Annotated in this window: 22 protein-coding genes and 2 pseudogenes; 16 read left to right on the plus strand and 8 right to left on the minus strand. The window is 70.0% G+C overall.

Annotated elements, in window-relative coordinates:
* The 3 genes from IE239_RS41815 to IE239_RS05470 form a co-directional block, all read left to right on the plus strand.
* Nucleotides 1-1,090, plus strand: a 1,090-nt coding sequence (locus IE239_RS41815) for a VWA domain-containing protein (protein WP_229877823.1), incomplete at its 5' end; no start/stop codon positions are given.
* Between the two features lie 149 nt (nt 1,091-1,239).
* Nucleotides 1,240-2,964 carry a methionine--tRNA ligase gene (gene metG, locus IE239_RS05465; protein ID WP_190148114.1) on the plus strand — a complete coding sequence of 575 codons (1,725 nt, stop codon included), beginning with the start codon at nt 1,240-1,242 and terminating at the stop codon, nt 2,962-2,964.
* Between the two features lie 151 nt (nt 2,965-3,115).
* On the plus strand, nt 3,116-3,607 hold the full coding sequence (locus IE239_RS05470) for a hypothetical protein (protein ID WP_190148115.1): 492 nt from the start codon (nt 3,116-3,118) through the stop codon (nt 3,605-3,607).
* Between the two features lie 83 nt (nt 3,608-3,690).
* On the opposite strand, the gene IE239_RS05475 is transcribed toward IE239_RS05470, so the two are convergent.
* Both IE239_RS05475 and IE239_RS05480 read right to left on the minus strand, forming a co-directional pair.
* The gene (locus IE239_RS05475) at nt 3,691-3,900 is read right to left on the minus strand and encodes a DUF397 domain-containing protein (protein ID WP_190148116.1); all 210 of its coding nucleotides are present in this window, start codon (nt 3,898-3,900) and stop codon (nt 3,691-3,693) included.
* Entirely contained in the window at nt 3,897-4,772 is an 876-nt protein-coding gene (locus IE239_RS05480; protein ID WP_190148117.1) for a helix-turn-helix domain-containing protein, read from the minus strand. Before IE239_RS05480 ends, IE239_RS05475 begins: the two co-directional genes overlap by 4 nt.
* 154 nt (nt 4,773-4,926) lie before the next feature.
* Between IE239_RS05480 and IE239_RS05485 the strand changes: the two genes are divergently transcribed.
* From IE239_RS05485 to IE239_RS05495, 3 genes are all read left to right on the plus strand, one after another.
* Entirely contained in the window at nt 4,927-5,370 is a 444-nt protein-coding gene (locus IE239_RS05485; RefSeq protein WP_190148118.1) for an ATP-binding protein, read from the plus strand.
* A gap of 360 nt (nt 5,371-5,730) precedes the next feature.
* Nucleotides 5,731-6,177 (plus strand): hypothetical protein, encoded by a 447-nt coding sequence (locus IE239_RS05490; RefSeq protein WP_373308057.1) that lies wholly within the window; start codon nt 5,731-5,733, stop codon nt 6,175-6,177.
* Nucleotides 6,158-7,042 carry an RpnC/YadD family protein gene (locus tag IE239_RS05495; protein ID WP_190148312.1) on the plus strand — a complete coding sequence of 295 codons (885 nt, stop codon included), beginning with the start codon at nt 6,158-6,160 and terminating at the stop codon, nt 7,040-7,042. The genes IE239_RS05490 and IE239_RS05495 overlap by 20 nt, the downstream gene beginning before the upstream one ends.
* A 660-nt stretch (nt 7,043-7,702) precedes the next feature.
* On the opposite strand, the gene IE239_RS43095 is transcribed toward IE239_RS05495, so the two are convergent.
* Nucleotides 7,703-8,059 carry a hypothetical protein gene (locus IE239_RS43095; RefSeq protein WP_308435382.1) on the minus strand — a complete coding sequence of 119 codons (357 nt, stop codon included), beginning with the start codon at nt 8,057-8,059 and terminating at the stop codon, nt 7,703-7,705.
* Between the two features lie 122 nt (nt 8,060-8,181).
* Here IE239_RS43095 and IE239_RS05505 point away from each other — a divergent pair.
* Together IE239_RS05505 and IE239_RS05510 are read left to right on the plus strand one after the other, a co-directional pair.
* A pseudogene (locus IE239_RS05505) lies at nt 8,182-8,421 on the plus strand (PH domain-containing protein).
* A 236-nt stretch (nt 8,422-8,657) separates the two neighbouring features.
* A complete protein-coding gene (locus IE239_RS05510; RefSeq protein WP_190148119.1) occupies nt 8,658-9,335 on the plus strand; it encodes a hypothetical protein in 678 nt (225 codons plus the stop codon).
* A 263-nt stretch (nt 9,336-9,598) separates the two neighbouring features.
* On the opposite strand, the gene aspS is transcribed toward IE239_RS05510, so the two are convergent.
* Entirely contained in the window at nt 9,599-11,362 is a 1,764-nt protein-coding gene (gene aspS / locus IE239_RS05515; protein ID WP_190148120.1) for an aspartate--tRNA ligase, read from the minus strand.
* A gap of 165 nt (nt 11,363-11,527) precedes the next feature.
* Here aspS and IE239_RS05520 point away from each other — a divergent pair, with 165 nt between their 5' ends.
* Nucleotides 11,528-13,711: an ATP-binding SpoIIE family protein phosphatase gene (locus IE239_RS05520; protein WP_190148121.1), complete on the plus strand. Its 2,184-nt coding sequence runs from the start codon at nt 11,528-11,530 to the stop codon at nt 13,709-13,711.
* 72 nt (nt 13,712-13,783) lie between these two features.
* Nucleotides 13,784-14,671 carry a BRO-N domain-containing protein gene (locus IE239_RS05525; protein ID WP_190148122.1) on the plus strand — a complete coding sequence of 296 codons (888 nt, stop codon included), beginning with the start codon at nt 13,784-13,786 and terminating at the stop codon, nt 14,669-14,671.
* 78 nt (nt 14,672-14,749) lie between these two features.
* Here the strand turns inward: IE239_RS05525 and IE239_RS05530 are convergent.
* Nucleotides 14,750-15,457, minus strand: a pseudogene (locus tag IE239_RS05530) (pirin family protein); the annotation flags it as partial.
* Nucleotides 15,458-15,590: 133 nt separating this feature from the next.
* Nucleotides 15,591-16,070 carry an SseB family protein gene (locus IE239_RS05535; RefSeq protein WP_109004643.1) on the minus strand — a complete coding sequence of 160 codons (480 nt, stop codon included), beginning with the start codon at nt 16,068-16,070 and terminating at the stop codon, nt 15,591-15,593.
* Between the two features lie 237 nt (nt 16,071-16,307).
* Here IE239_RS05535 and IE239_RS05540 point away from each other — a divergent pair, with 237 nt between their 5' ends.
* From IE239_RS05540 to IE239_RS05555, 4 genes are all read left to right on the plus strand, one after another.
* Entirely contained in the window at nt 16,308-18,134 is a 1,827-nt protein-coding gene (locus IE239_RS05540) for an acyl-CoA dehydrogenase (RefSeq protein ID WP_190148123.1), read from the plus strand.
* A 163-nt stretch (nt 18,135-18,297) separates the two neighbouring features.
* On the plus strand, nt 18,298-19,596 hold the full coding sequence (locus IE239_RS05545) for a M18 family aminopeptidase (RefSeq protein ID WP_190148124.1): 1,299 nt from the start codon (nt 18,298-18,300) through the stop codon (nt 19,594-19,596).
* Between the two features lie 148 nt (nt 19,597-19,744).
* Nucleotides 19,745-19,993, plus strand: coding sequence for a DUF6458 family protein (locus tag IE239_RS05550; protein ID WP_109004640.1), 249 nt, complete (start codon nt 19,745-19,747; stop codon nt 19,991-19,993).
* A 289-nt stretch (nt 19,994-20,282) separates the two neighbouring features.
* On the plus strand, nt 20,283-20,834 hold the full coding sequence (locus IE239_RS05555) for an LURP-one-related/scramblase family protein (RefSeq protein ID WP_190148125.1): 552 nt from the start codon (nt 20,283-20,285) through the stop codon (nt 20,832-20,834).
* Between the two features lie 4 nt (nt 20,835-20,838).
* Here IE239_RS05555 and IE239_RS05560 read toward each other — a convergent pair whose 3' ends face one another.
* A complete protein-coding gene (locus IE239_RS05560; protein WP_190148126.1) occupies nt 20,839-21,690 on the minus strand; it encodes a carbon-nitrogen family hydrolase in 852 nt (283 codons plus the stop codon).
* A gap of 217 nt (nt 21,691-21,907) precedes the next feature.
* On the opposite strand from IE239_RS05560, the gene IE239_RS05565 reads away from it, so the two are divergent.
* Entirely contained in the window at nt 21,908-22,732 is an 825-nt protein-coding gene (locus IE239_RS05565) for a maleylpyruvate isomerase family mycothiol-dependent enzyme (protein ID WP_190148127.1), read from the plus strand.
* A 93-nt stretch (nt 22,733-22,825) separates the two neighbouring features.
* Here the strand turns inward: IE239_RS05565 and IE239_RS05570 are convergent, their stop codons facing one another.
* The gene (locus tag IE239_RS05570) at nt 22,826-23,728 is read right to left on the minus strand and encodes a D-alanyl-D-alanine carboxypeptidase family protein (protein WP_190148128.1); all 903 of its coding nucleotides are present in this window, start codon (nt 23,726-23,728) and stop codon (nt 22,826-22,828) included.
* 245 nt (nt 23,729-23,973) lie between these two features.
* On the opposite strand from IE239_RS05570, the gene IE239_RS05575 reads away from it, so the two are divergent.
* A complete protein-coding gene (locus IE239_RS05575) occupies nt 23,974-24,645 on the plus strand; it encodes a GntR family transcriptional regulator (protein ID WP_190148129.1) in 672 nt (223 codons plus the stop codon).
* Nucleotides 24,646-24,693: the final 48 nt, after the last annotated feature.

Genomic DNA, 24,693 nt, shown 5'->3' on the forward strand with positions numbered 1-24,693 from the left:
TCCGGAGGCGGAGACCGAGCCCGAGCCCGCTCCGGAGGCGGAGACCGAGCCCGAGCCCGCTCCGGAGGCGGAGACCGAGCCCGAGCCCGCTCCGGAGGCGGAGACCGAGCCCGAGCCCGCTCCGGAGGCAGAGACCGAGCCCGAGCCCGAGACGGCAACCCCCACCGAGCCCCAGCCCGAACCGGTGCCCGAAGCCGCACCCGAAGCCGCACCCGCCGCTGACGCGGAAGAGCCCGCGGCCGCCGACGGCGAGGACGCCCCGCAGGAGGCGCCCGAGGCCGCCGCCGAGAGCCGCACGGACGGTGCGGACAGTGCGGACGTTGCCGACGATGCCTACAGTGCGGACGGCAAGGCCGAGGACGACTCCGCCGAGAGCGAAGCCGAGACGCAGACCCCCGTCCCGGCCCCCGCCCAAGCCCCGGTTCAGGCCAAGGCCCCCGCCCAGCCGCCGGCCCAGGCACTCGCCGGCCTCACCACCGCCTACCAGGCAGCCGCCGCCGCCCTCGAGAACACCGGCCTCACCGGCGCCCGTGCCGACGTCTACCTCGTGCTGGACCGCTCCGCGAGCATGCGCCCGTACTACAAGGACGGCTCCGCCCAGGCCCTCGCCGAGCAGACCCTCGCTCTCGCGGCCCACCTCGACCCCGAGGCCACGGTCCACGTCGTCTTCTTCTCCACAGAGCTGGACGGCACCGGCGAGCTGACCCTCACCGACCACGAGAACAAGATCGACGAGCTGCACGCCGGCCTCGGCCGCATGGGCCGCACCAGCTACCACGCCGCGGTCGAAGCCGTCGTCGGACACCACGAGAAGAAGGCCGCCCCGGACGTCCCCGCCCTGGTCGTCTTCCAGACGGACGGCGCACCGGACGCGAAGACCCCGGCCACCCAGGCCCTCACCGACGCGGCGAAGAGCCACCCCGGCGTCTTCTTCTCCTTCGTGGCCTTCGGCGAGCACGACAACAAGGCCTTCGACTACCTCCGCAAGCTCAAGACCCCCAACACGTCCTTCTTCCACGCGGGCCCGACCCCGCGTGAGCTCACGGACGCCGAGCTCTACGAGGGCGTACTGGCCGTCTGGCGGCCGTAACCTCCGCCGACGCCGGGCGACACCCCCCGGGCCGCCCGCCTCCCACCCTGTAAAACGGGAGGCGGGCGGCCCACCCATGTCGGCTACGATTTCCCTTTCACGGCTCGTAGAACGACCGCCCCGCACGACCGACCTGGGAGCAGCCTCCGATGGCTCGACACCTCATCACCAGCGCCCTTCCGTACATCAACGGAATCAAGCACCTGGGCAACATGGTGGGGTCCATGCTCCCGGCGGACGTGTACTCCCGCTACCTGCGCCTGCGCGGCCACGACGTGCTCTACATCTGCGCGACGGACGAGCACGGCACCCCCGCCGAGCTGGCCGCGAAGGAGCTGGGCGTCCCGGTCGCCGAGTTCTGCGCGCAGGCGCACGACGCGCAGAAGGCCGTCTACGACGGTTTCGCGCTGGCCTTCGACTACTTCGGCCGGAGCTCCTCCCCGCAGAACGTCGAGATCACCCAGCACTTCGCCCGTCGCCTGAACGAGAACGGCTTCATCGAGGAGCGGGCGATCCGCCAGGTGTACAGCCCGGCCGACGGACGCTTCCTGCCGGACCGCTACGTCGAGGGCACCTGCCCCCACTGCGGCTACGACAAGGCCCGCGGCGACCAGTGCGAGAACTGCACCCGCGTCCTGGACCCGACGGACCTGATCGACCCGCGCTCGGCGATCTCGGGCTCCACGGACCTGGAGGTCCGCGAGACCAAGCACCTGTTCCTCCTCCAGTCGAAGCTGCAGCACGAGGTCGAGGAGTGGGTGTCCCGCCACGAGGCGGACTGGCCGCAGCTGGCCTCCTCCATCGCTCGCAAGTGGCTCACCGAGGGCCTGCACGACCGCGCCATCACCCGCGACCTGGACTGGGGCGTCCCGGTTCCGGCCGACACCTGGCCGGAGCTGGCCGCCGAGGGCAAGGTCTTCTACGTCTGGTTCGACGCCCCGATCGAGTACATCGGCGCGACGAAGGAGTGGTCCGACCTCGACCCGGAGAACCGCGACTGGAAGTCGTGGTGGTACGAGGCGGACACGGGCGAGAACCCCGTCCGGTACACGGAGTTCATGGCCAAGGACAACGTCCCGTTCCACACGGTGATGTTCCCCGCCACGGAGCTGGGCGTGCGCGAGCCGTGGAAGAAGGTCGACTACGTCAAGGCCTTCAACTGGCTGACGTACTACGGCGGCAAGTTCTCCACGAGCCAGAAGCGCGGCGTCTTCACGGACCAGGCGCTCGACATCCTCCCGGCGGACTACTGGCGCTACTTCCTCATCGCCAACGCCCCCGAGTCGGACGACTCCTCCTTCACCTGGGAGCACTTCACGGCCACGGTGAACAAGGACCTCGCCGACACCCTGGGCAACTTCGTCAACCGCGTCCTGTCCTTCTCCAAGAAGCGCTTCGGCGAGGAGGTCCCGGCGGGCAGCGCGCCCGGCGAGGCGGAGGCGAAGCTCGGTGAGCAGATCGCCGGACTGCTCGCCGAGTACGAGTCGCAGATGGAGGCCCTGCAGTTCCGCAAGGCGGCCGCCGCCCTGCGCGCCCTGTGGTCCGCGGGCAACTCCTACCTGGAGGAGAAGGCCCCCTGGCTGGAGATCAAGACCGACAAGGACGGCGCGGCCCTCACCCTGCGCACGGCGATGAACCTGATCCACCTCTACGCGGTGGTCTCCGAGCCCTTCATCCCGGCGACGGCGAAGGTCATGCGGGAGGCGTTCTCCCTGGCCGACGACACGGCGGCCTGGGTCACGGCCGACGAGGCCCGCGCCCTGGCCTCCGTCCCGGCCGGCACCCCCTTCACCGTCCCGCCGGTCCTGTTCGCCAAGCTCACGGACGAGGACCTGGCGGCGTACAAGGAGCGCTTCGGCGGCGCCGACGCATGACGCACGGCGCGTGCGGAGGGATGTTCCGCGTCCCTCCGCACGCGTCCGTCACTCCTCTGAGGGGGAAGCCGAAAAGGAGAAGATGTAGAGGAAAAGGCGGACGGCTTCCCCCCGCTTCGGCATGTTCCCGCTGAGCCGTATGGTTTCCGCCATGGCAGTCCCCGAGGTCATCCCGATCGCCTATGAGCCGAGGCACCGCACCGAGTCCATCGGCCGGTACGCGGAAGGCCAGTTCCTCGCGTCGGTCACGTACGCCTTCCCCCAGGGCTTCCGTCTCGACGACGGCTGGGAAGAGCACAAACGCCTCTACACCGTGCTGCACACCTTCGACGCGGACGGCCACTACCGTGACTCGGACATCTGGTGCGCCGGCACCTGGGCCGAGCAGCAGCGCGACCCGCACGGCGACGACTCGGTCCTCACCCGCGCCCGCGTCCGTCTGGCCACGCTCCTGCGCAGCCTGCCCCGCCGCTCCTACACGGACATCGCCGTCCGCCCTTTCCGCATCACCTACGAGGGCGTGCTCTTCGGCCTGGTGATCCGCGAGGACAAGGACGAGGACGGCGCCCCCGAGACCTGGGCGGAGCTCTACCCGGACCGCCTCGCCTTCGCCGCCCCGTGGGACGGCACATACGACACGTGACCGGCTCTCGCGAGCCGATCCGCGTGGTGCCGTGAGCGTTGCCGCGCGGTCGGGAACACCCCGGGGCGACGGCGGTTACGGGATCAGCATCCCGACGCGAAAGTCACGAAGTCCGTCCACGCCTCCGGCGCGAGCGCAAGCTGAGGGCCGCCTATGTTCTTGGAGTCGCGGACATGCACCGTGCAGAGGGAAGTGGCGATCTCGATGCAGTCGTTGCCGTCCCCGCTGCTGCTGTAGCTGCTCTTGAACCACGCCAGTTCGGTGGTCTCCCGGGTGGTTGACGTGCGGATCATGTCTCTCCAAGCATCTGCTCGATGAAGGCCCGGGACTCTCGGATCGTGAGGGCCTGGGCCCGGATCATGCCATAGCGCAGTTCAAGGATTCTGAGCTGCTTCGGGTCAGACACCGGGCGCCCGCTGAACGCTCCCTCGGAGCGCCCCACCGCAGTGCCGTCCGGAAACTTGAGCACCTCGATCAGCCCACCCGTGCCGAAGTGTTCGTCGCAGTCGGTCGGCATCACCTGGATCGAGACGTTCCGCAACTGGCCCAGCTCCAGCAGCCGCTCGAGCTGCCGACGCCAAACCATTCTGCCCCCGACCGGACGGCGGAGCGTCACCTCTTCCTGGACAAAGCTGAGCGCCGGTCCTGGTGACCGCTCGAAGATCGAATGCCGGGCCATCCGTGCGGCCACCATGCGCTCCGTCTCTTCATCCGAGTAGCCGGGCAGCCACACGTGGAAGAGCGCGCGCATGTGCTCCTCCGTCTGCAACAAGCCATGGATGTTGTGGTTGCTGTACAGCCCCACTTCAACCGCCTGGGCCTCCAGCTTCCCAAGCTCCCGGACTCTCTTCGGATACCGGACCTTCTTCACGTCCTCCCAGGCCGCCGCGACCAGTCCGCCCGCGCCCAGCACGTCGTCGGCCTTGTCCAGGTACTCCTGCCGGGGGATCCGCTTGCCGCCCTCGACCTTGTAGACCAGGTCCTCGCCGTACCCGACCGCCACCGCGAAGTCGGCGGCCCGCATCCCCACCGCTTCCCGCCGCAGCTTCAACTGCCTGCCCACCGTGGCGAGTACGGCCACGCCCCACTCGTCGTCCGGGTCCACCTCCCACCCCGGCTCGTCCGCCTCGGTCCGGAGCCGTACCGCCTCGCCGTCCACCGACATACCGCACCCCTCTGTCGTACTGCCGTGGCGTAACGCCGTTACCCGCAGGCCCGGTTCCGACGGTCCGGACAACGGCCGACAAGCTCCGGACAGTCACCCTACGTATCAGCGCTGTCACTGTTCACGGTAAGCGTGTAAGGCCACGCTCGGTCACGTGAACAGCGAAAAGTCCACCCAACTCCCCTCGCCCGCAGACCATTTCAGCGTGTTCCTGTCACCCACGCCCCGTGGCGCCCGCCTCGCCCGGCTGCTCGCCACGGACTGGATGCGCGACCGGGACCTGCCCCACCGCGTCGCCGAGGCCGCCGAACACCTCGTCGCCGAGCTCGCGGCAAACGCGGCCACCCACGGCCGGCTCCCCGGACGGGACTTCCGCCTCGTCCTCCTGACCCGCGACGCGACCCTCCGCATCGAGGTGACCGACACACGCGGTGACGATCTCCCGCACCGCCGACCACCCACCCCCGACGCCGACTCCGGGCGCGGGCTCCTTCTCGTCGAGGCCCTCGCCGACCACTGGGGCGTCGAACTCGGCCCCGACCCCCGCAAGACCGTGTGGGCCGAACTCGACCTCTCACCGGAGTTCAGATACGTGTGATCCGGTGGCTCGGACGCCCTCCTCCAAGAAACACGAGAGGGAAAGAAACCTCACCAAGCCCCACCCCTCCCGCCCACGGCGCATGCTCACTCTCGCGAGTGAACATCACCAACTCAGCTGGATTCGGCACCGGTTGCCTGCCCTACGCTCAGCGCGACAGCACACGCCCCCCCCCAGACATGCGACGGCCCCCGCCGGGACTGCAATCCCGAGGCGAGGGCCTGACCACCAAGGAAGTTAGGCCCTTCCCGATGGACACCCAAAACCCTAGCGCGCACCCGCACTCCCAGTCCCGTATCGGCGGGAAAAACCACCCGCCCCGTCACGCCTCCACGGACGGGCACTCCGGCGGCGTCATCCATGACAGCACCCGCCACACCACCCGCTTCACGGTTGATCGGCAACCACCTCGCGCAGCACCCCGACCTCTCAGGACTCGCCATCGGGCTGGCCGTGCACATCCAGTCCCTCCCCGCCGGCGCGCGCGTCGACATCAAGACCCTCGCCGCCCGCTTCCCGGAGGGCCCGACCCGTACCGCCGCCGCCCTGCGCGAGCTGGAGACCCACGGCTACCTGCGCCCGCCCCCGCGAACGCACCGAGAGCGGCCGCATCGTCACCCGCACGGTCTCCTGCAACCAGCCCGGCCGACACGGCAGCGCACCGGCCGAGGCACCCGAACCCCCGGCCCGCCGAGCAGCGGCGGCCCGACAGCAGAGACCCGCCCGCCGCGCCCTCCCCGCCGTACCGCAGCCCGCGTACAACCTGACGAGAGGCCCGAACCCCACCATGGTCAGCTCCCCGCATGAGGCGATGCACCGGATCTTCCAACACGATCTCGAACTCTTCGGTCGCGTCTCGCGCATCCTCGGGCTCGGACTCCCCGCCCCCGTCAAGATCACCGTTCTGCCCACCGATCTCACCGAGACCAGCCCCGTCGAACGCCGCGTGGACACGCTCTTCCGTCTGGACAACCCGGAGCACGGCCCCTTCATCCTGGCCATCGAGGCGCAGGGGAGGAAGGATCCCTCCAAGCCCGCCAGCTGGGCTTACTACACCTCCTACGTGTGGACGAAGTACCGGATCCCCACGGCGCTCATGGTCGTGTGCCAGGACCACGCGACAGCGGCGTGGGCTCAGCAACCGGTAGCCAGCGGTCCGCCCCAGTTGCCCACGCTCACCCTGAAGCCCCTCGTCGTGGGCCCGCACAACATGCCCGTGATCACCGATCCGGACGAGGCCCGCGCGGACCTCGCGCTGGCCGCTCTGTCCGCGATCACACACGCTGCCGATCCGGACATCGGTGCCATACTGAAAACCCTGTCCACCGCTCTGCGGGGTGTCCCCGAGGACATCGCCGACCCCATCATCGAGTTCACCGCACAGGGTCTGGGCAAGCGCCCGGCCAAGCAGATCTGGAGGAAACTGGTGGCCGTGGACCTCTCCTTCTACAAGTCGTACATCTCGGAAGAGATCCGGGACGAGGGCCGCGCGCAGGGCCGCGCGCAGGGCCGCGCCGAAGCTCTGCTGCTCGTCCTGGAACAACGGGGTATCGACGTGCCTGAGCACATCCGTGAACGCATCACGGACTGCAACGACCCGGAAACCCTCGGCCGCTGGCTCGCCCGATCCGTCACGGCTCCCACAGCCGAGGACGTTGTCGCAGACGAGTAGCCACGGACGCGTTCCACACGTCGCGCCATGCCACGGCGGTCGCGGTGCCGAACTCGCATCTGATCACCCTGATCGACGCCTACGACGAGGCGGAGCTGGTCGAGACCGGCCGCCGGGTCGCCGGGTCGCCGGAGGTGTTCCCGATCGGCGCGAACCTCTCCTTCGTGCTGCCCCTCTCGCAGGACGAGGTGTTCGTCCACACCTGCGCCGTCACCGCAGGGCCTTGGCCCTCGGGTCGGCGCGTGACGCCCCAGCCGTGCCGGCCGGTCGGCAGAGGGACGCCGATCAAGGCGGTCAGGACCTGTCCGGTGGATCAGGTCACAGGTACTCGACGGCACCCTGAGCAGCGACGCCTGTCTGCGATCACGCAGAGAGACTCGCCTGGGCCAGGGACGTCGAGATCGCCCGCCGCCCCGACCGGCACACCGCCCTGCGGGGGAAGTGCCGACCTCACCGAACGCGCCCTGTCCGACAACATCGAGCTCGGTGTGGTGCTGCGGGATCCGTACGTGGTGGAGCCGCTGGTCTACCACTTCCCCTGGCTGCCGGCCCCGGAGAACAAGGTCATGCGCCCTGTGTGCCGCCTTGCGGGGGGCATGCCTGACAGGTGGTCGCGAGGGCCGGGGGCTCGTGGTCACCCGGCCCTCGCGAGTCTCGGTGTTACTTCAGGACGCCCGCGCCCGTCGTCGTCGCCAGGGTCGTCGCCAGGGTCGTCGGCAGGTTCTTCGCCGAGGTCTCCAGGCCCGTCGTCAGGGTCGGCGTCCCGTTGACGGTCGTCTTCAGCGTCGTCTTGTCGTGGTCGGTGTGCGCGGCATCCGCCCTGGCGCCACCGGTCGTGCCCGTGCCGGAGAAGGCCCGGCCGTCCTTCGCGGCGAGCGTCCGGTGGCACAGGCCGACGGTCCCGGCCCCGGCGTTCACCACGACGACGCCCGCGCCGGTGCCCGCGGCCACGGCGGCGGCGGTGACCACGAGGACGCGGCGTGAGCGGAGGGACCAGCGGTGGGCGGGAGCCGGCACGGGGAATCCTTACGGGAGGAGCGTGCTTACCACCCGTCAGTGGTCGCCGCCGCGGGAAGAGTTGCCGCGCGAGGAGAATCTTTTTCTGCGGCACCGCCCGCGCGCGTTCGGACGCCTTCACGATTCCCGCACCGTCTTCCGACAACGGGCAGGCCCAGCAGGACCACGCGCGTCTGCTGGGTCAGGGCGAGCAGGTGCACGCCGCGTTCCTGGCTGATCCGCGACACCCTCCTGTTCACCGACCACCGGCTGCTGCTCGGATCTGGGTCTCGGGCACGCCGGCGCCGATCCAGAAGACGTTCACCAAGGGCGTCGACATCCACGAGGTGCAGGCGATCCTCACGCAGTTCGTCGCGAGGTAGGCGAGGCGGTCCCGAGCCGGGCGGGGGGGCCGCTACCGTCCACGACGCCCGCCCGTCCCCCGCCCCCTCGGCATCGCGGCGGCCCGCGACGGTGGCCGCTCCCGACGGCGGCCGCTTCAAGTGCGGCCGCTCCGGACCTCAGCCGCCTCAGCCACCCCGGCGGCCCCGGCAGCCACGCCGCGAACGCGCCGCGTGTGCCGGCCCCGCGTACCGGCCGGACCTGCTACGACTACTCGGTGGACCTTCTTCGACCCCACCTCCGCCTCTGCGCCGAGATCTTCGGCATGCCCGCCCCCACGGCCTCCTGGGTGCTGGCCGGCGGCTACGCGCTGCAGGCGCACGGGCTGCTGCGACGTCCCCACGACAACGTGGACCTCGCGACGGAGAGCGCGGAGCCGATGCCCCTGCTGGCGCAGACGCTGGCCTCCGCGCTGACTTCCCTGGGCCGCCACGAGGCGACGCCGCAGGACCTGGACCCGCTGTCCGCGCACCTGTCCGTGCGGGACCGCGAGACCGGCGCCGTTCTGCGACTGGCTCTGCACAAGGAGACCTTCTGGAGCCGGCCCGTCCTGACCCCCTACGGTCCGGCCCTCTCGCCTCAGGACGCGGTGGGCACGAAGATCCGGGCGCTGTACGACCGCGGACTGGCGGTCGACATGATCGACGCGCGCGCGGCGAACGCCCTCTTCACCTACTCCGGCCTGGAGGAAGCGGCCCGCCGGCACGCCCGCGACGACTTCGACCTGCCCGCGCTGCAGGCGCGGCTGGAGGGCACGGACCACTATCCGGACTCGGCGTTCACGCAGTACGGCCTCGCCGAGCCCGACATCTCCGCCCTGCGGACGTGGGCCCAGTCGTGGTCGACGGATATCGCGGAACGTCTGCTGGAGGAGGGGACGTCACCGGACGCCTGAGCGGGCCGGAACGCCTCCGCCCCCGCTTCTGCCCCACCTCGGCCCCGCCGTCGCCGCCGTAGCCACCGCCGTCGCCGGACGCGTTCCGGATCGGTCCGCAGGCGCCGGAGCCGATCACCTTCCGGGCAAGGAGGAGCGGGATGCCCTCCCGGTCCTCGGTGATGACCCGGCGCAGCGGGAGAACGAAAGCGGCCCGGAACCGACGTCGGTTCCGGGCCACCCCGTGTTTCCGCGCTCCTGCCGCCCCGCCGGGCGCTCGCCGGCTACTTCGGCTGCGGCTTGCGCACCGACAGGTGCAGCTCCCTGAGCCGGGCCTCCTCCAGCTCCGTCGGCGCGCCCATCATCAGGTCCTGGGCGTTGCCGTTGAGCGGGAAGGCAATGGTCTCGCGGATGTTCGGCTCGTCGGCCAGCAGCATGACGATGCGGTCGACTCCGGGGGCGATGCCACCGTGCGGCGGGGCGCCGAAGCGGAACGCGCGCAGCATGCCGGCGAACTTCTCCTCGACGGTCTCGCGGTCGTAACCGGCGATCTCGAACGCCTTGAGCATGATCTCGGGCTCGTGGTTGCGGATCGCGCCGGAGGACAGCTCGACGCCGTTGCAGACGATGTCGTACTGCCAGCCGAGGATGTCCAGCGGGTCCTGGGTCTCCAGGGCCTCCAGGCCGCCCTGCGGCATGGAGAACGGGTTGTGCGAGAAGTCGATCTTGCCGGTGTCCTCGTCCTTCTCGTACATCGGGAAGTCGACGATCCAGCAGAAGCGGAAGACGCCCTCCTCGAAGTGCCCGGCGCGCTTGGCGGCCTCGACCCGCACCGCACCCATGATCTTCGAGACCTCGTCGAACTCGCCCGCGCCGAAGAACACCGCGTGGCCGGCGGCCAGGGACAGGCGCTTGGTCAGCTCGGCCACGTTCGCCTCGGTCAGGAACTTGGCGATCGGGCCGGTCAGCGAGCCGTCCTCGGCGACGCGGACCCAGGCCAGCCCCTTCGCGCCCTGCGAGACGGCGAAGTCGCCGAGCTGGTCGAAGAACTTCCGGGGCTGAGCGGAGACGTCCGGCACCGGCAGCGCCCGCACGTGCTTGCCCGCGAACGCCTTGAACTCCGAGCCCTCGAAGACGTCGGTGATGTCGACGAGTTCGAGCTGAGCCCGCAGGTCCGGCTTGTCGGAGCCGTACTTCAGCATCGACTCGCGGAACGGGATCCGCGGGAACGGCGAGGTGACATGGCGGCCGCCGCCGAACTCCTCGAACAGCTCGGTCATGAGCTTCTCGATCGGCTGGAAGACGTCCTCCTGCTCGACGAAGCTCATCTCGACGTCGAGCTGGTAGAACTCGCCCGGCGAACGGTCCGCACGGGCGTCCTCGTCACGGAAACAGGGGGCGATCTGGAAGTAACGGTCGAAGCCCGAGATCATCAGCAGCTGCTTGAACTGCTGCGGGGCCTGCGGCAGCGCGTAGAACCTGCCCGCGTGCAGCCGGGACGGGACGACGAAGTCGCGGGCGCCCTCGGGGGAGGTCGCCGACAGGATCGGCGTCGCCATCTCGTTGAAGCCCAGCGCCGTCATCTTGTGCCGCATCGCCGAGATGACCGACGTACGCAGCATGATGTTGCGGTGCATGCGCTCACGGCGCAGGTCCAGGAAGCGGTACTCCAGGCGCCGCTCCTCGTTGACCCCGTCCTCGGCGTTGATCGTGAAGGGCAGCGGGGCGGCCGCGCCCAGCAGCTCGACCTCTCCGACCTCGACCTCGACCTCGCCGGTCGGCAGATCCGCGTTGACGTTCTCCGCGCCGCGCGAGACGACCTTGCCGTCGACGCGGACCGTCGACTCCTTGGTCAGCTTGTCCAGGGCCTCGTACGCGGGCGTGCCCGGCCGGGCCACGAGCTGCGTGATGCCGTAGTGGTCGCGCAGATCGATGAAGAGGATGCCGCCCAGGTCGCGCCGATTGTGCAGCCAGCCGCTCAGCCGGACGTCGCTGCCGACGTCAGAGGCGCGGAGCTCGCCGCAGGTGTGGGACCTGTACCGATGCATCGTCGTTCATCCAGTCTTCGCGGATCGGGGTCTGGGTTTCATGGTGTTTCACGTGAAACAACCCCAGCGTACCGGGCACGTGGTGATCGCCTCCCACCATTACCGGGTGGCAGCGATGCCGGTGAGCAGTGGCACTCTTCGTTCCCCTCTTCTTAAAGTGGGGCAATGCGCACTGGCGAGCCGCTGCCCGCCGTGGGGGAGGTCCTGGTCTCTCTCGCGACCGGCGTGTGGCACTGGGACACCGCCACCGGGCTGGTCACGGTCGACGCCGAGGCGGCCCGGCTGCTCGGTCTGCCCGCCGAGGAGACGGTCCTCACGGAGGCCCAGACCCGGGCCCGTCTGCACCCCGTCGACTGGAACGAGATCACCGGCGTGGTGCAGCTCGCCGTCGCCGAGGGCACCCTCGCCGAGGTGCGGATCCGGATCATGGACGAACAGGGGCGGGTCGTCCGGGTCGTCCGCAGTCGCTCGAAGCCGTCGTTCGATCCGGCGAGGAAGGCGTACGAGCTGATCGGCACCCTCCAGGAGGTCACCGAGCCGACTCCGGGCACCGCCGCCGGACGGACCGCCGTCACCGGCGACTGGCGGCGCTCGCGTGAGGCGTTCCTGCTGGACGCGGGCCGGGCGCTGGCCGAGGCGCGCTCCACGGCGGAGGTGCTGCGGGTCGCCGCGGCCCTGTCGATGCCGGGCTTCTCACCGGACGGACTGGCCGTCTTCGGCGTCACGGGCGACCGGCTGACGATCATCGGCCACCACGGACAGCAGCCTGGCGACGAAGTCCCCTTCACTCAGATGTCCCTCCAGACCGACTATCCGGCCGCCGAGGTCGTGCGCACGGGGCGGGCCGTCTATCTGTCCTCGCCCGAGCGGTACAAGGAGCGCTACCCGCTCACCTGGCCCCTGGCCGAGCCCTTCCGCCGTCACTCGTGGGCCTTCCTGCCGCTGACCGTCGCCGGCCGCACAATGGGCGCGTGGATGGCGGCCTTCACGTATCCGGTGGCCTTCACCCCCGACGAGCGGTCCGTGCTCACGACCGTCGCGAGGATGCTCGCCCAGGCGCTGACCCGCGCGAGCGCGGCGGAGAACCAGCGCGAGCTGACCGACGGTCTGCAACGCTCCATGCTGCCCACCCTGGGTCCCGAGATACCGGGCTTGACGCTCGCCGCCCGCTACATACCGACCGGCGGCGGCCTCCAGGTCGGCGGTGACTGGTACGACATGATCCCGCTGCCCGGGGGCGCGTCCCGGGCGAAGCGCGACGGCGGCCGGTTCGCCCTGGTCATCGGCGACGTCCAGGGCCATGACGTCCGCGCGGCTGGCCTCATGGGCCAACTGCGCATCGCGCTTCGGGCGTACGCCGCCGAGGGACACCGCCCCGACGCCGTCCTCTCCCGCGCCTCCGGCTTCCTGCACGGTCTCACCGACGCGAACGGAGGCGCCGACCTGCGCTTCGCCACCTGTCTCTACGTCGAGGTCGACCCGGCGACCGGCGTCCTGGAAGCCGCGAGGGCCGGCCATCTGGACCCGGCGGTCCGGATGTCGGACGGAACAGTGCTGGTCAGGGCCACCGCGGGCGGCCTGCCCCTGGGCATCGACCCGGACGCCGACTACCCCACCACCCGGCTCGTCCTGGAGCCCGGCGAAACGCTGATGCTGTGCACCGACGGCCTGTTGGAGACCGGGGGCCACGACCTCGAAACCGGCTGGCAGCGCGTCCGCAAGACCCTGGAGGCGCACGAGGGCGACCTGGAGGAACTGGCCGACGCCCTGGTCCAGGCGGTGCACGGGCCCTCCTCGCACCACACCACGGGCCCCCTCGCGGACCGTCGCGAGGACGACATAGCCCTCCTGCTGCTGTGCCGGCAGGGCGAGGGCGGCTGCGGGCAGGAGGGCGCCCTCCTGCCCGCGCGGCGGCTCGTGCGCCGTTCGATGCTGACGGTCGCGCAGGCCGAACCGGAGCGGATCGCCGTAGCCCGGCAGCAGGTGCGCGAACTGCTGCACGACTGGACCTGTGCCGACCAGGTCGACTCCGCGGTCCTGCTGGTCTCCGAGACCCTCACCAACGTCCTCGTCCACACCGACGCCGACGCGCTGCTCGTCGCCGAGGTCACCGGCACGCCCGGCGAACGCCGGCTGCGCGTCGAGGTCACCGACACCAGCGACGCCCTCCCGCACAAGCGCCGCCCCGGCGAACTGGCCTCCTCGGGCCGCGGCCTCGTCCTCATCGAACTCCTCGCCCACACCTGGGGCGTGGCGCCCCGGGGCGAGGGCAAGAGCATCTGGTTCGAGTTCTGCGAGCCCCAAGAGCCGGGCAAAACCGAAGAATCGATGCCTCAAACTCCCCTGTAAGGATGAACCTCCGCAACGCGCCCACGCGGTGGTGGGGCATATGCCTAGCGTCCGAGGCGGAGGTGATGCTCGATGCACGAGCAGAACAACACGCCGCCGCCTCAGTCGGCGGCACGGCGGGACGCGATCGACGTCAACGACTTCGTCTTCGCGGCGACGGGGGCGCGGGTACGGAGGCTGACGACAGCGGACGGGATCCACTGGTTCCCGGCCGTGGACGTGGCCACAGCACTCGGTTATGCGAACACGCGGGACGCGTTGCGTCTCCGGGTCGCACACCAGCACACAACATCTCTCGACGATCTTGCACGAAGCGTCGGTACGGCCGACGCTTTGTGCAACATTGCAGGTCACGGGCTCAAGAAGTCCATGAGGATGGTGAATCTCCGCGGTCTCGTCCAGCTGGTGAACGGCTCCACCAAGCCGGAGTCACAGCCCTTCAAGCTCTGGGTCTCGGAGGTCGTCGCGACCATCCAGCAGGAGGGCTCCTACTCCCTGGAGCCGGCCCCCGTGCAGCCCGCCCCTGCCGGCGGCACCGCGTACGTCATGCCGACGCAGGTCGTCGAGGCCATCGTCCGTCTCGAAGAACGAGCCGCGCGGACGAACGACGTCCTCGGGCAGATCCTCGACAACCAGCGGATGATGGCCGGCGTGCTGCGGGACATCGCCGGGTCCCTGAGGCCCCCCGCCGTGGACACGTCGAAGCCGACGCCCCGCGAGCTCCTCGCCACCTGGAAGTCGAAGAACCTCGTCGTCACCGAGGACGTGCACGCGGTCGCCGCGCTCCTCGCCCCGGCGTTGACGCGCGGCGAGGCCCGCTACCGCGTGGAGGAGATCGCCACCCGCACGGGCCTCTCGCACGAGCGCGTCCACGACTGTCTGCGCATGCTGCTCAAGCGGGGCTGCGTGCGTCAGACGGGCTGCACCGCGGACGGAGCGTCGGTCTACGTGCTGCCGTAGCAGGCCCCGCGGAACGGAAAGGGCCCGAAGTCGCAATCCAACGTTGCGGCTTCGGGCCTTCTCGCAAGGTACCGGAACTCAGCCGGCCTGCGGGCCGCCTTCCGCCATTCCGTGGACCGCCGGGATCGTGCCCAGGCGCCCCTTCTGGAAGTCGTCGAAGGCCTGCTGGAGCTCGTCGCGGGTGTTCATGACGAACGGACCGTAGTGGGCCATCGGCTCGCGGATCGGCTGCCCGCCGAGGAGGACGACCTCCAGGTCGGGCGTGTGGGAGTCCTGCTTCTCGTCCGCGCGGACGGTCAGCGAGGATCCCGCGCCGAAGACGGCGGTCTGGCCCAGGTGGATCGGGCGGCGCTCGGTGCCGACCGAACCGCGGCCCGCCAGGACGTAGGCGAGGCCGTTGAAGTCCTCACGCCACGGAAGAGTGAGTTCCGCACCCGGTGCGAGGGTCGCGTGGACCATGGTGATGGGGGTGTGCGTGATTCCCGGGCCGGCGTGTCCGTCCAGCTCGCCCGCGATGACACGCAGGAGCGCGCCGCCGTCCGGGGTGGTCAGGAGCTGCACGTGTCCGCCGCGGATGTCCTGGTAGCGCGGGGCCATCATCTTGTCCTTGGCCGGGAGGTTCACCCACAGCTGGAGGCCGTGGAAGAGACCGCCGGACATGACCAGCGACTCCGGCGGCGCCTCGATGTGGAGCAGGCCCGAACCGGCCGTCATCCACTGGGTGTCGCCGTTGGTGATGGTGCCGCCGCCGCCCTGGCTGTCCTGGTGGTCGAAGATCCCGTCGATCGTACCTCCTTGGGCGACGTGCGTCCCAGTTTAGTTGAGCGTTGAACTTTCTGCCACCCGTAACAGCGAAAGCCCGGAGGGCATTCCCTCCGGGCACTCCGCCGACCGGGCGGGACAGGACCTGCGGAAACGCTCAGCCGTACATCCGGCGCATCGCGAACTCGACCATCTGCTCCACGGCCTTCGCGTCGAAGACCATCCGGTGCTCGCCCTCCATGTCGAGGACGAAGCCGTACCCGGTGGGCAGCAGGTCGATCACCTCGGCCCCGGTGATCACGAAGTACTTGGACTCCTTGCCCGCGTACCGGCGCAGCTCCTTGAGGCTGGTGAACATCGGGATCACCGGCTGCTGGGTGTTGTGCAGGGCGAGGAAACCGGGGTTGTCGCCGCGCGGGCAGTAGACCTTGGAGGTCGCGAAGACCTGCTGGAAGTCCTCGGCGGCCAACTGACCGGTGGTGAAGGCCCGCACCGCGTCCGCGAGGGACGGCGGGGACGGCTCCGGATAGAGCGGCGGCTGCTGGCCGTAGCCGCCGTGGCCGCCGGGCATCTGCTGCTGCGGCGGGGCGTACTGCTGCTGTGCGGCCCCGTCCATGGGCTGGCCGTATCCGTACATGGGCGCAAGCGTACCGAGACGAGCGGGTCGGTGAGCCGCAGGGGAATCATCCGGCCGCCGCCAGGAATCGCCCGCCGTCGCCGCCGTCGCGCCGACTAGAGCCTTCTCACACTTGGCCGAGTGGGGGTTGCGACTTATTACCGACGGGTAGCATCATCGTAGCTACTTGTTGGTACGTGAACTAGCGCGAGGATCCAGTGCCTCGCCGATCTCTCTAGGGAGCCGGGAGCCGTCACCATGGGGCACTACAAGTCGAATCTCCGCGACATCGAGTTCAACCTCTTCGAAGTACTCGGGCGCGACAAGCTGTACGGCTCCGGCCCGTTCGGCGAGATGGACACCGAGACCGCGAAGAGCATCCTGGGGGAGCTGACCCGCCTCTCGGAGAACGAGCTGGCGGAGTCCTTCTCGGACGCCGACCGCAACCCGCCGGTCTTCGACCCGGAGACGAACACCGCTCCGGTGCCCGCCTCGTTCAAGAAGAGCTACCAGGCCTTCATGGACTCCGAGTACTGGCGCCTCGGCCTGCCCGAGGAGATCGGCGGCACCACCGCCCCGCCGTCGCTGATCTGGGCGTACGCGGAGCTGATCCTCGGCGCGAACCCGGCCGTGTGGATGTACTCCTCCGGCCCGGCCTTCGCCGGCATCCTCTTCGACGAGGGCAACGACGTCCAGAAGAAGATCGCGCAGATCGCCGTCGACAGGCAGTGGGGCTCCACGATGGTCCTCACCGAGCCGGACGCCGGCTCGGACGTCGGTGCCGGCCGCACGAAGGCGGTCCGGCAGGAGGACGGCTCCTGGCACATCGAGGGCGTCAAGCGCTTCATCACGTCCGGCGAGCACGACATGTCGGAGAACATCCTCCACTACGTGCTGGCCCGCCCCGAGGGCGCCGGACCGGGCACCAAGGGCCTGTCCCTGTTCATGGTCCCGAAGACGCTCTTCGACTTCGAGACCGGCGAGCTGGGCGAGCGCAACGGCGTCTACGCCACGAACGTCGAGCACAAGATGGGCCTGAAGGCCTCCAACACGTGCGAGATGACGTTCGGCGACCGGCACCCCGCCAAGGGCTGGCTGGTCGGCGACAAGCACGACGGCATCCGCCAGATGTTCCGCATCATCGAGTTCGCCCGCATGATGGTCGGCACGAAGGCGATCTCCACCCTCTCCACCGGCTACCTCAACGCGCTGGAGTACGCCAGGGAGCGCGTCCAGGGTCCCGACCTGGCGAACTTCATGGACAAGGCCGCGCCCAAGGTCACCATCACCCACCACCCCGACGTGCGCCGCTCGCTGATCACGCAGAAGGCGTACGCGGAGGGCATGCGCGCCCTCGTCCTCTACACGGCCTCGATCCAGGACGCGATCGCGGTCAAGGAGGCCGACGGCGAGGACTCCAGCACCGAGCACGCCCTCAACGACCTGCTCCTGCCGATCGTGAAGGGCTACGGCTCCGAGAAGGGCTACGAGCAGCTCGCCCAGTCGCTGCAGACCTTCGGCGGCTCCGGCTTCCTGCAGGAGTACCCGATCGAGCAGTACATCCGCGACGCCAAGATCGACACCCTCTACGAGGGCACCACCGCGATCCAGGGCCAGGACTTCTTCTTCCGGAAGATCGTCCGCAACCAGGGCGCCGCGCTGAACTCGCTCGCCGAGGACATCAAGAAGTTCCTGGCGCTCGGCACCGGCGGCGAGGACCTGGCGGGCGCCCGCGAGCACCTGGCCAAGGCCGCCGTCGAGCTGGAGGCCATCGTCGGCCTGATGCTGACCGACCTCGCCGCCACCGAGCAGGACGTCAGGAACATCTACAAGGTGGGCCTGAACACCACGCGCCTGCTGCTCGCCTCCGGTGACGTGATCGTCGGCTACCTGCTCCTCAAGGGCGCGGCGATCGCCGCCGAGAAGCTGGAGACGGCCTCCGCGAAGGACCGGGCGTTCTACACCGGCAAGATCGCGGCGGCGAAGTTCTTCGCGGCCAACGTCCTGCCCGGCGTCACCCTGGCCCGCAAGGTCGCCGAGACTGTCGAGCTCGACCTGATGGAGCTGGACGAGGCCGCGTTCTAGGACTCGACGGACTGTCCGGACCAGCCGGACCACCCGGACGACGGCGGAGCGCTCCGGCCGAGCGCTCCCGCTCAGCACTCCCGCTCAGCACTCCACACTGTCCACACGAGGGCCCGCTCCCGCCGCCGGGAGCGGGCTTTCGTACGTCGTTAAGGTGAACCCCATGAGCGAACCCTCCCGCTTCGACCGCGGCCACACCGACGATCTCATGACGTTCCTGACGGCGAGCCCGTCGCCGTACCACGCCGTGGCGACGGCCGCTGAGCGGCTGGAGAAGGCCGGTTTCCGGCAGGTCTCGGAGACGGACGCCTGGGACGGGACGAACGGCGGCAAGTACCTGCTGCGCGGGGGCGCGATCGTGGCCTGGCACGTGCCCGAGGGCACCACGCCGCACACGCCGTTCCGGATCATCGGCGCGCACACCGACTCCCCGAACCTGCGCGTCAAGCCGCAGCCCGACACCGGCGCGCACGGCTGGCGCCAGGTGGCCGTGGAGATCTACGGCGGCCCGCTGCTCAACTCCTGGCTCGACCGCGACCTGGGCCTGGCGGGACGGCTGACCCTGCGCGACGGCACGACGCGCCTGGTGGACGTGGGCCGTCCCCTGCTGCGCGTCCCCCAGCTCGCCATCCACCTGGACCGGTCGGTCAACACCGACGGCCTCAAGCTCGACAAGCAGCGCCACCTCCAGCCGGTCTGGGGTCTGGGCGGCGACCTGCGCGACGGCGATCTCATCGCGTTCCTGGAACAGGAGGCCGGGCTGGCCGCGGGCCAGGTCACCGGCTGGGACCTGATGGTCCACTCCGTGGAGCCGCCCGCCTACCTGGGCCGCGACCAGGAGTTGGTGGCCGGCCCGCGCATGGACAACCTGCTGTCCGTGCACGCCGGGACGGCGGCGCTGGCGGCCGTGGCGACCGGCGGCGAAGAGCTTCCCCACATCCCGGTGCTGGCCGCCTTCGACCACGAGGAGAACGGTTCGCAGTCGGACACCGGCGCGGACGGACCGCTGCTGGGCAGCGTGCTGGAACGTTCGGTCTTCGCGCGCGGCGGATCGTACGAGGACCGGGCGAGAGCCTTCGCGGGCACCGTCTGCCTGTCCTCCGACACCGGGCACGCCGTCCACCCCAACTACGCGGAGCGGCACGACCCCACGCACCACCCGCGGGTCAACGGCGGACCGATCCTCAAGGTCAACGTCAACAACCGCTACGCGACGGACGGTTCGGGCCGGGCGATCTTCGCCGCAGCCTGTGAGAAGGCCGGCGTGCCGTTCCAGAACTTCGTCTCCAACAACTCCATGCCGTGCGGCACGACCATCGGCCCGATCACCGCCGCCCGGCACGGCATCCGCACGGTCGACATCGGCGTGGCCATCCTGTCGATGCACAGCGCGCGGGAGTTGTGCGGCGATGCCGACCCGTATCTGCTGGCCAACGCCCTGACGGCGTTCCTCCAGGGATAGCCCGCCGCCCGTCGGCCCGCGGGGTGGTCCGCCGCCTCTCGGGCCGCACCCCGGGCAGCCAAGGGCCGCCCCCGCATGCCGGTTGCCTGCGGGGGTACCCGGATGTCGGAGCCGGACCGACCGGCGATCCTGACAGGGAGGCGACATCATGGGCCTCGGCGGATGCATCATCCTCATCGCCGTGGGAGCCATCCTCACGTTTGCGACCGACTGGCACATGCAGGGGGTCAACCTCGACCTGGTCGGCGTCATCCTGATGATCGTCGGCCTGATCGGTGTGACGACCTTCAGCAGCATCGCCCGGCGCCGCCGGGTCATGGTGCCGCCCGCCTCGACCACGGTGGTCGAGACCGAACGACGTCACCACGACGGATACAGCGACGGCTACGGCGCCTGACGGACCGGCGGAGGCGGCGCTCCGAGCATGCGCATCCCGGTATGCCCGGCGCCTTCGGGTCGATCGCCTCCGGTGAATCGGCCTTGGGTGCACCGCCTTCGGGTGAACCGCCTTCGGGTGGGTGAATGACGTGAGGACTCGGGAGCCTTGAGGCCCGGCAGGAAGTCCTGCCGGGCCCTCACCGTCGCGTCGCCCCTCCCGCGCACCGGGTACGGCAGTCGGGTCGAACGTCTCGTGGATTCCCGGCGCGTCCGGGAGACGTCGTCCGGTCCGGGGAAGCGGTACCCGTATGAGACTCCTCGTGCGCGACCGGCTCCTCGGCTTCGGTGACGACTACTGGATCGAGGACGACCGAGGCAACAAGGTCTACCTCGTCGACGGCAAATCGATGCGGCTGCGGGACACCTTCGAACTGAAGGACACCCGCGGACGCGTCCTGATCGACATCCACCAGAAGATGTTCGCCCTGCGGGACACCATGGTGATCGAACGGGACGGCGAGCCGCTGGCCACGATCAGACGCAAGCGGCTGTCGCTGCTGCGCAACCACTACCGCGTGGCCCTGGCGGACGGCCGCACCGAACTCGACGTCAGCGGCAGGATCCTCGACCGGGAGTTCGCGGTCGAGTACGACGGCGAACTGCTGGCCGTGGTCTCCCGGCGTCTGCTGCACGTGCGGGAGACCTACAGCGTCGACATCGTGCGCGAGGACGCCGACACGGCGCTGCTGATCGCGGTGGCGGTATGCGTGATCCACCTCGCCGACAAGGAGCGGGAGGGCAAGGAGCGGGAGGACCGAGAGAACGGGGACGGGGAGGGCAGGGACGGGAAGGACGGCTGAGGGGTCACCGGCGTGGGGGCCGCAGCCCGAGCACCCGGTCCTTCAGGGCCGGGAACTGCTCACGGGTCACGGCCGCCTTCGCCGGGTCGAAGTCGACCGTGACGACCTCCTCGCCGGATCCCGCCTCGGCGAGGACCTCGCCCCACGGATCGACCACGATCGAGTGACCCGCCTGCGGAACTCCGGCATGCGTCCCGGCCGTTCCACACGCGAGCACGAACGCCTGGTTCTCGACCGCCCGCGCCCGGGCCAGCAGCGTCCAGTGCTCCCGGCGGCGCTCCGGCCAGCCCGCGGGGATGACGAAGGTCTCGGCGCCTGCGTCGACGAGACCGCGGAACAGTTCGGGGAAACGGAGGTCGTAGCAGGTGGCGACGCCGACGGTCGTGCCGGGGAGTCGGACCGTCACCAGGTCCTCGCCCGCGTCCATCAGCACGGCCTCGCCCTTGTCGAAGCCGAAGCGGTGGATCTTGCGGTAGGAGGCGGCCAGGTCACCGGAGGGGGAGAAGACGAGAGACGTGTTGTAGAGGGCGCTCCCGCCCCCGGCGGATGCGCTGCCCGCAGATGCGCCACCGGCGGATGCGCCACCGGACGGCGCCCGCTCCGGGATCGAGCCCGCGTGCAGCCAGACGCCCGCGTCGCTCGCGGCCTTCGCCATCGCCTCGGCCGTCGGCCCGTCGAGCGACTCGGCCTCGCTGCCGAACTCCTCGTAGGCGAACGCTCCGGTCGTCCACAGCTCCGGCAGCACCACGAGGTCGGCGGCGCCGGCCTGTTCCCGCACCAGCGCGGCGACCCTCGACCGCCGCGATTCAACCGATTCGCCCTCATTTACGGCGATCTGGATCAGAGAGGCGCGCACACTACCACCGTCCTGGCATTCGAGTAGCCCACAGGGCCTACGATCGTCACACGAAAGCACTGCCGGGGTGCCTCACAGCAGCGTAGCTTGGGGGTCCCCCCGATTCGAGCGCAGCCGAGAACGGGGGGAGTCTCGAGACGCCGCCGACAGCGCCCGCTCCCGCAGGCAACGCCGCCACAGCCCACCCGAGTACCGATCGCCGAGGGGTCCCGTTTCCGTGAGTCTGCATCCCACCCTCCAGCCCTACGCCGACGCCTGGACCCACTCCATCGAAGCGATATCCGAGCTGGTGGAGCCTTTGGTGGAGGCTGACTGGAACCGCCGGACGCCCTGCCCGGGCTGGTCGGTGCGCGACATCGTGTCGCACGTCATCGGGCTGGACTGCGAGATGTACGGCGATCCTCGTCCCATCCACACCCTGCCCCGTGACCTCTTCCACGTCACCAACGACCTGCAGCGCTACATGGAGATGCAGGTCGACGTCCGCCGCCACCACACGGCCCCCGAGATGACGTCCGAGCTGGAGTACACCGTCATCCGCCGCAACCGGCAGCTGCGCAACGAGTCGCGCCAGCCCACGACGACGGTGCGCGGGCCGCTCGGCACCGAGCTCACGCTCGAGGAGTCCATGCGGCTGCACGCGTTCAACGTGTGGGTGCACGAGCAGGACCTGCGCGCCGCTCTGGGCCGCCCCGGCAACCTCGACTCCCCGGGCGCGCACATCGCCCGGGACGCGCTGCTCGCCGAGCTCCCCGCGGTCGTCGCCGAGAAGGCCGACGCGCCCCGCAGTTCCGCGGTCGTCTTCGACGTGCACGGCCCGATCGAGTTCCTGCGCACCATCCGCGTGGACATCCAGGGCCGCGGGACCCTGGAGACGGCCCCCGCTCTCGGGCCCGCCGCCACGTTCACCCTCGACTGGGAGACGTACGTCCGCCTGGCCTGCGGCCGGGTGACGGCGGAGGCGGTGGCCGACCGGGTGAAGGCGGAGGGCGAGCCGGAGCTCACGGCGGCCGTTCTGCGGAACTTCGCGGTCACCAGATAGCCGGTGCGGGCCGGGTGCGGCGCTCTACGGAACAGGGCCCGTCGTGACGATCACGACGGGCCCTGTTCCGTGTGCTCAGCGGTCGACCGGAGGTCAGCCCAGCCGGGCGAAGCCGTAGTTCAGCAGCTTGGTCGCGTCGGCGGCACGCACCGTCACGCTGGTGGAGGCCAGCACCGTGCCCACGACGGTCTTGCCGTTGCGGGTGGCGGCGAAGACGAGGCAGTACTTCGCCTCCGGGCCGGAGCCCGTCTTCACGCCGATGGTGCCGCTGTAGCTGCTGAGCAGCGTGTTGGTGTTGGTCCACGCGCCCATGGTGCGGATCGAGCCGGTCTTGGTGATCGTCTTGGCGGTGTAGGACTTGGTCTTGACGACCGCACGGAAGTTCGCGTTCTTCAGCGAGTTGCTGGCGAGCTTCGTGAGGTCCTTGGCGGTCGAGTAGTTGGCTCCGCTGCCGATGCCGTCGAACGAGTCGAAGTGCGTCTTCGTCATGCCGAGCGCCGTCGCCTTGCTGTTCATCTTGGCGATGAAGCTCTTCACGCGCGCGGCCCTCGTGGTGCCCGTGCCGAACTTGTCGGCCAGGGCGTACGCGGCGTCGCAACCGGACGGCAGCATCAGCCCGTAGAGCAGCTGACGGACCGTGACCTTGTCACCGACGATCAGCCGCGCGGACGACGCGGTGTTCGCGACGATGTAGTCGCTGTAGGCCTTCTGGATGGTGACCTTGGCGTCCAGGTTCAGGTTCGCCTGCGACAGCACGACGTTGGCCGTCATGATCTTGGTGGTGGAGCCGGTGGGCAGCTTGGTGTCCATGCCCTTGTTGTAGAGCGCCGCGCCGTTCGCGTTGTTCATCACGAAGCCGGTCTTGGCGGCGATCGTGGGCGTCGCGACAGCCTGCGCGGGCGCCGCGGTGAGGGCTCCGGTCGCGAGCACTGCGCCGGCGGTGACGGCAACGGCTGCGGCCCTGCGGACTCGGACGCCCTTGATGGCGGTTATCAACTGAAATACCCCGATTACGTCGAATGCCCCTGCGGTGCGGCCAAGTTCAAAGGGGGAAACAGATGGGCCGCACATGTGTGACACGTAAGTAGCACACAAAGTTGTGCGTCTGCCGGGCAGAATTTCCGATTACTTGGTCCATCCCTTACCCGGACCCGACGCACCGACTCCCACCGGCCCCCGTCCGCGGGTCCGCATCCTGGACCGGTCCCCCCATGCGTACGTGTTGTATCTATCCTGTGGGCATGCAGTCCTCCGCTCCGCCTGCCCTCACCCCCGTCAAGCAGCCGCCCGCCGCCGACCGTGTGTACGCCCACGTCAAAAAGGGTGTCCTGGAACGCCGTTACGAGGGCGGCGCCCTGCTCACCGAGGGAGAGCTCGCCGAGGCCGTGGGGGTCTCGCGCACGCCGGTGCGCGAGGCACTGCTGCGGCTGGAGGCGGAAGGGCTGATCAAGCTCTACCCGAAGAAGGGCGCGCTGGTCCTGCCGGTCTCCGCACAGGAGATCGCCGACGTGGTGGAGACCCGCCTGCTGGTCGAGGAGCACGCGGCGCGCAAGGCCGTGCCCGCGCCGGCCGCGCTCGTCGCACGCCTGGAAGAACTGCTCGCCCAGCAGAGGGAACAGGCCGCCGCGGGCGACCTGGCCGCGGCCGCCGTGACCGACCGCTGCTTCCACGCCGAGATCGTGCGCAGCGGCGGCAACGAGATCCTGTCGCGGCTCTACGACCAACTCCGCGACCGCCAGCTGCGGATGGGCGTCGCCGTCCTGCACTCGCATCCGGACCGGATCGCCAAGACCCTGACCGAGCACGCGGAGATCCTTCAGGCGCTGCGCTCCGGCGACGCCGAGCGGGGCGTCGAACTCGTGCGCCGGCACATCGGCTGGTTCTCCCACCTCGCCCGCGGGGAGGTCCGATGAGCCCCGTGTCCCGCGGTGTGAACTCCACCCTTCCGGGTGACCCCCCCG

The organism is Streptomyces humidus (genome assembly GCF_014649655.1).
Classification (GTDB): domain Bacteria; phylum Actinomycetota; class Actinomycetes; order Streptomycetales; family Streptomycetaceae; genus Streptomyces; species Streptomyces humidus.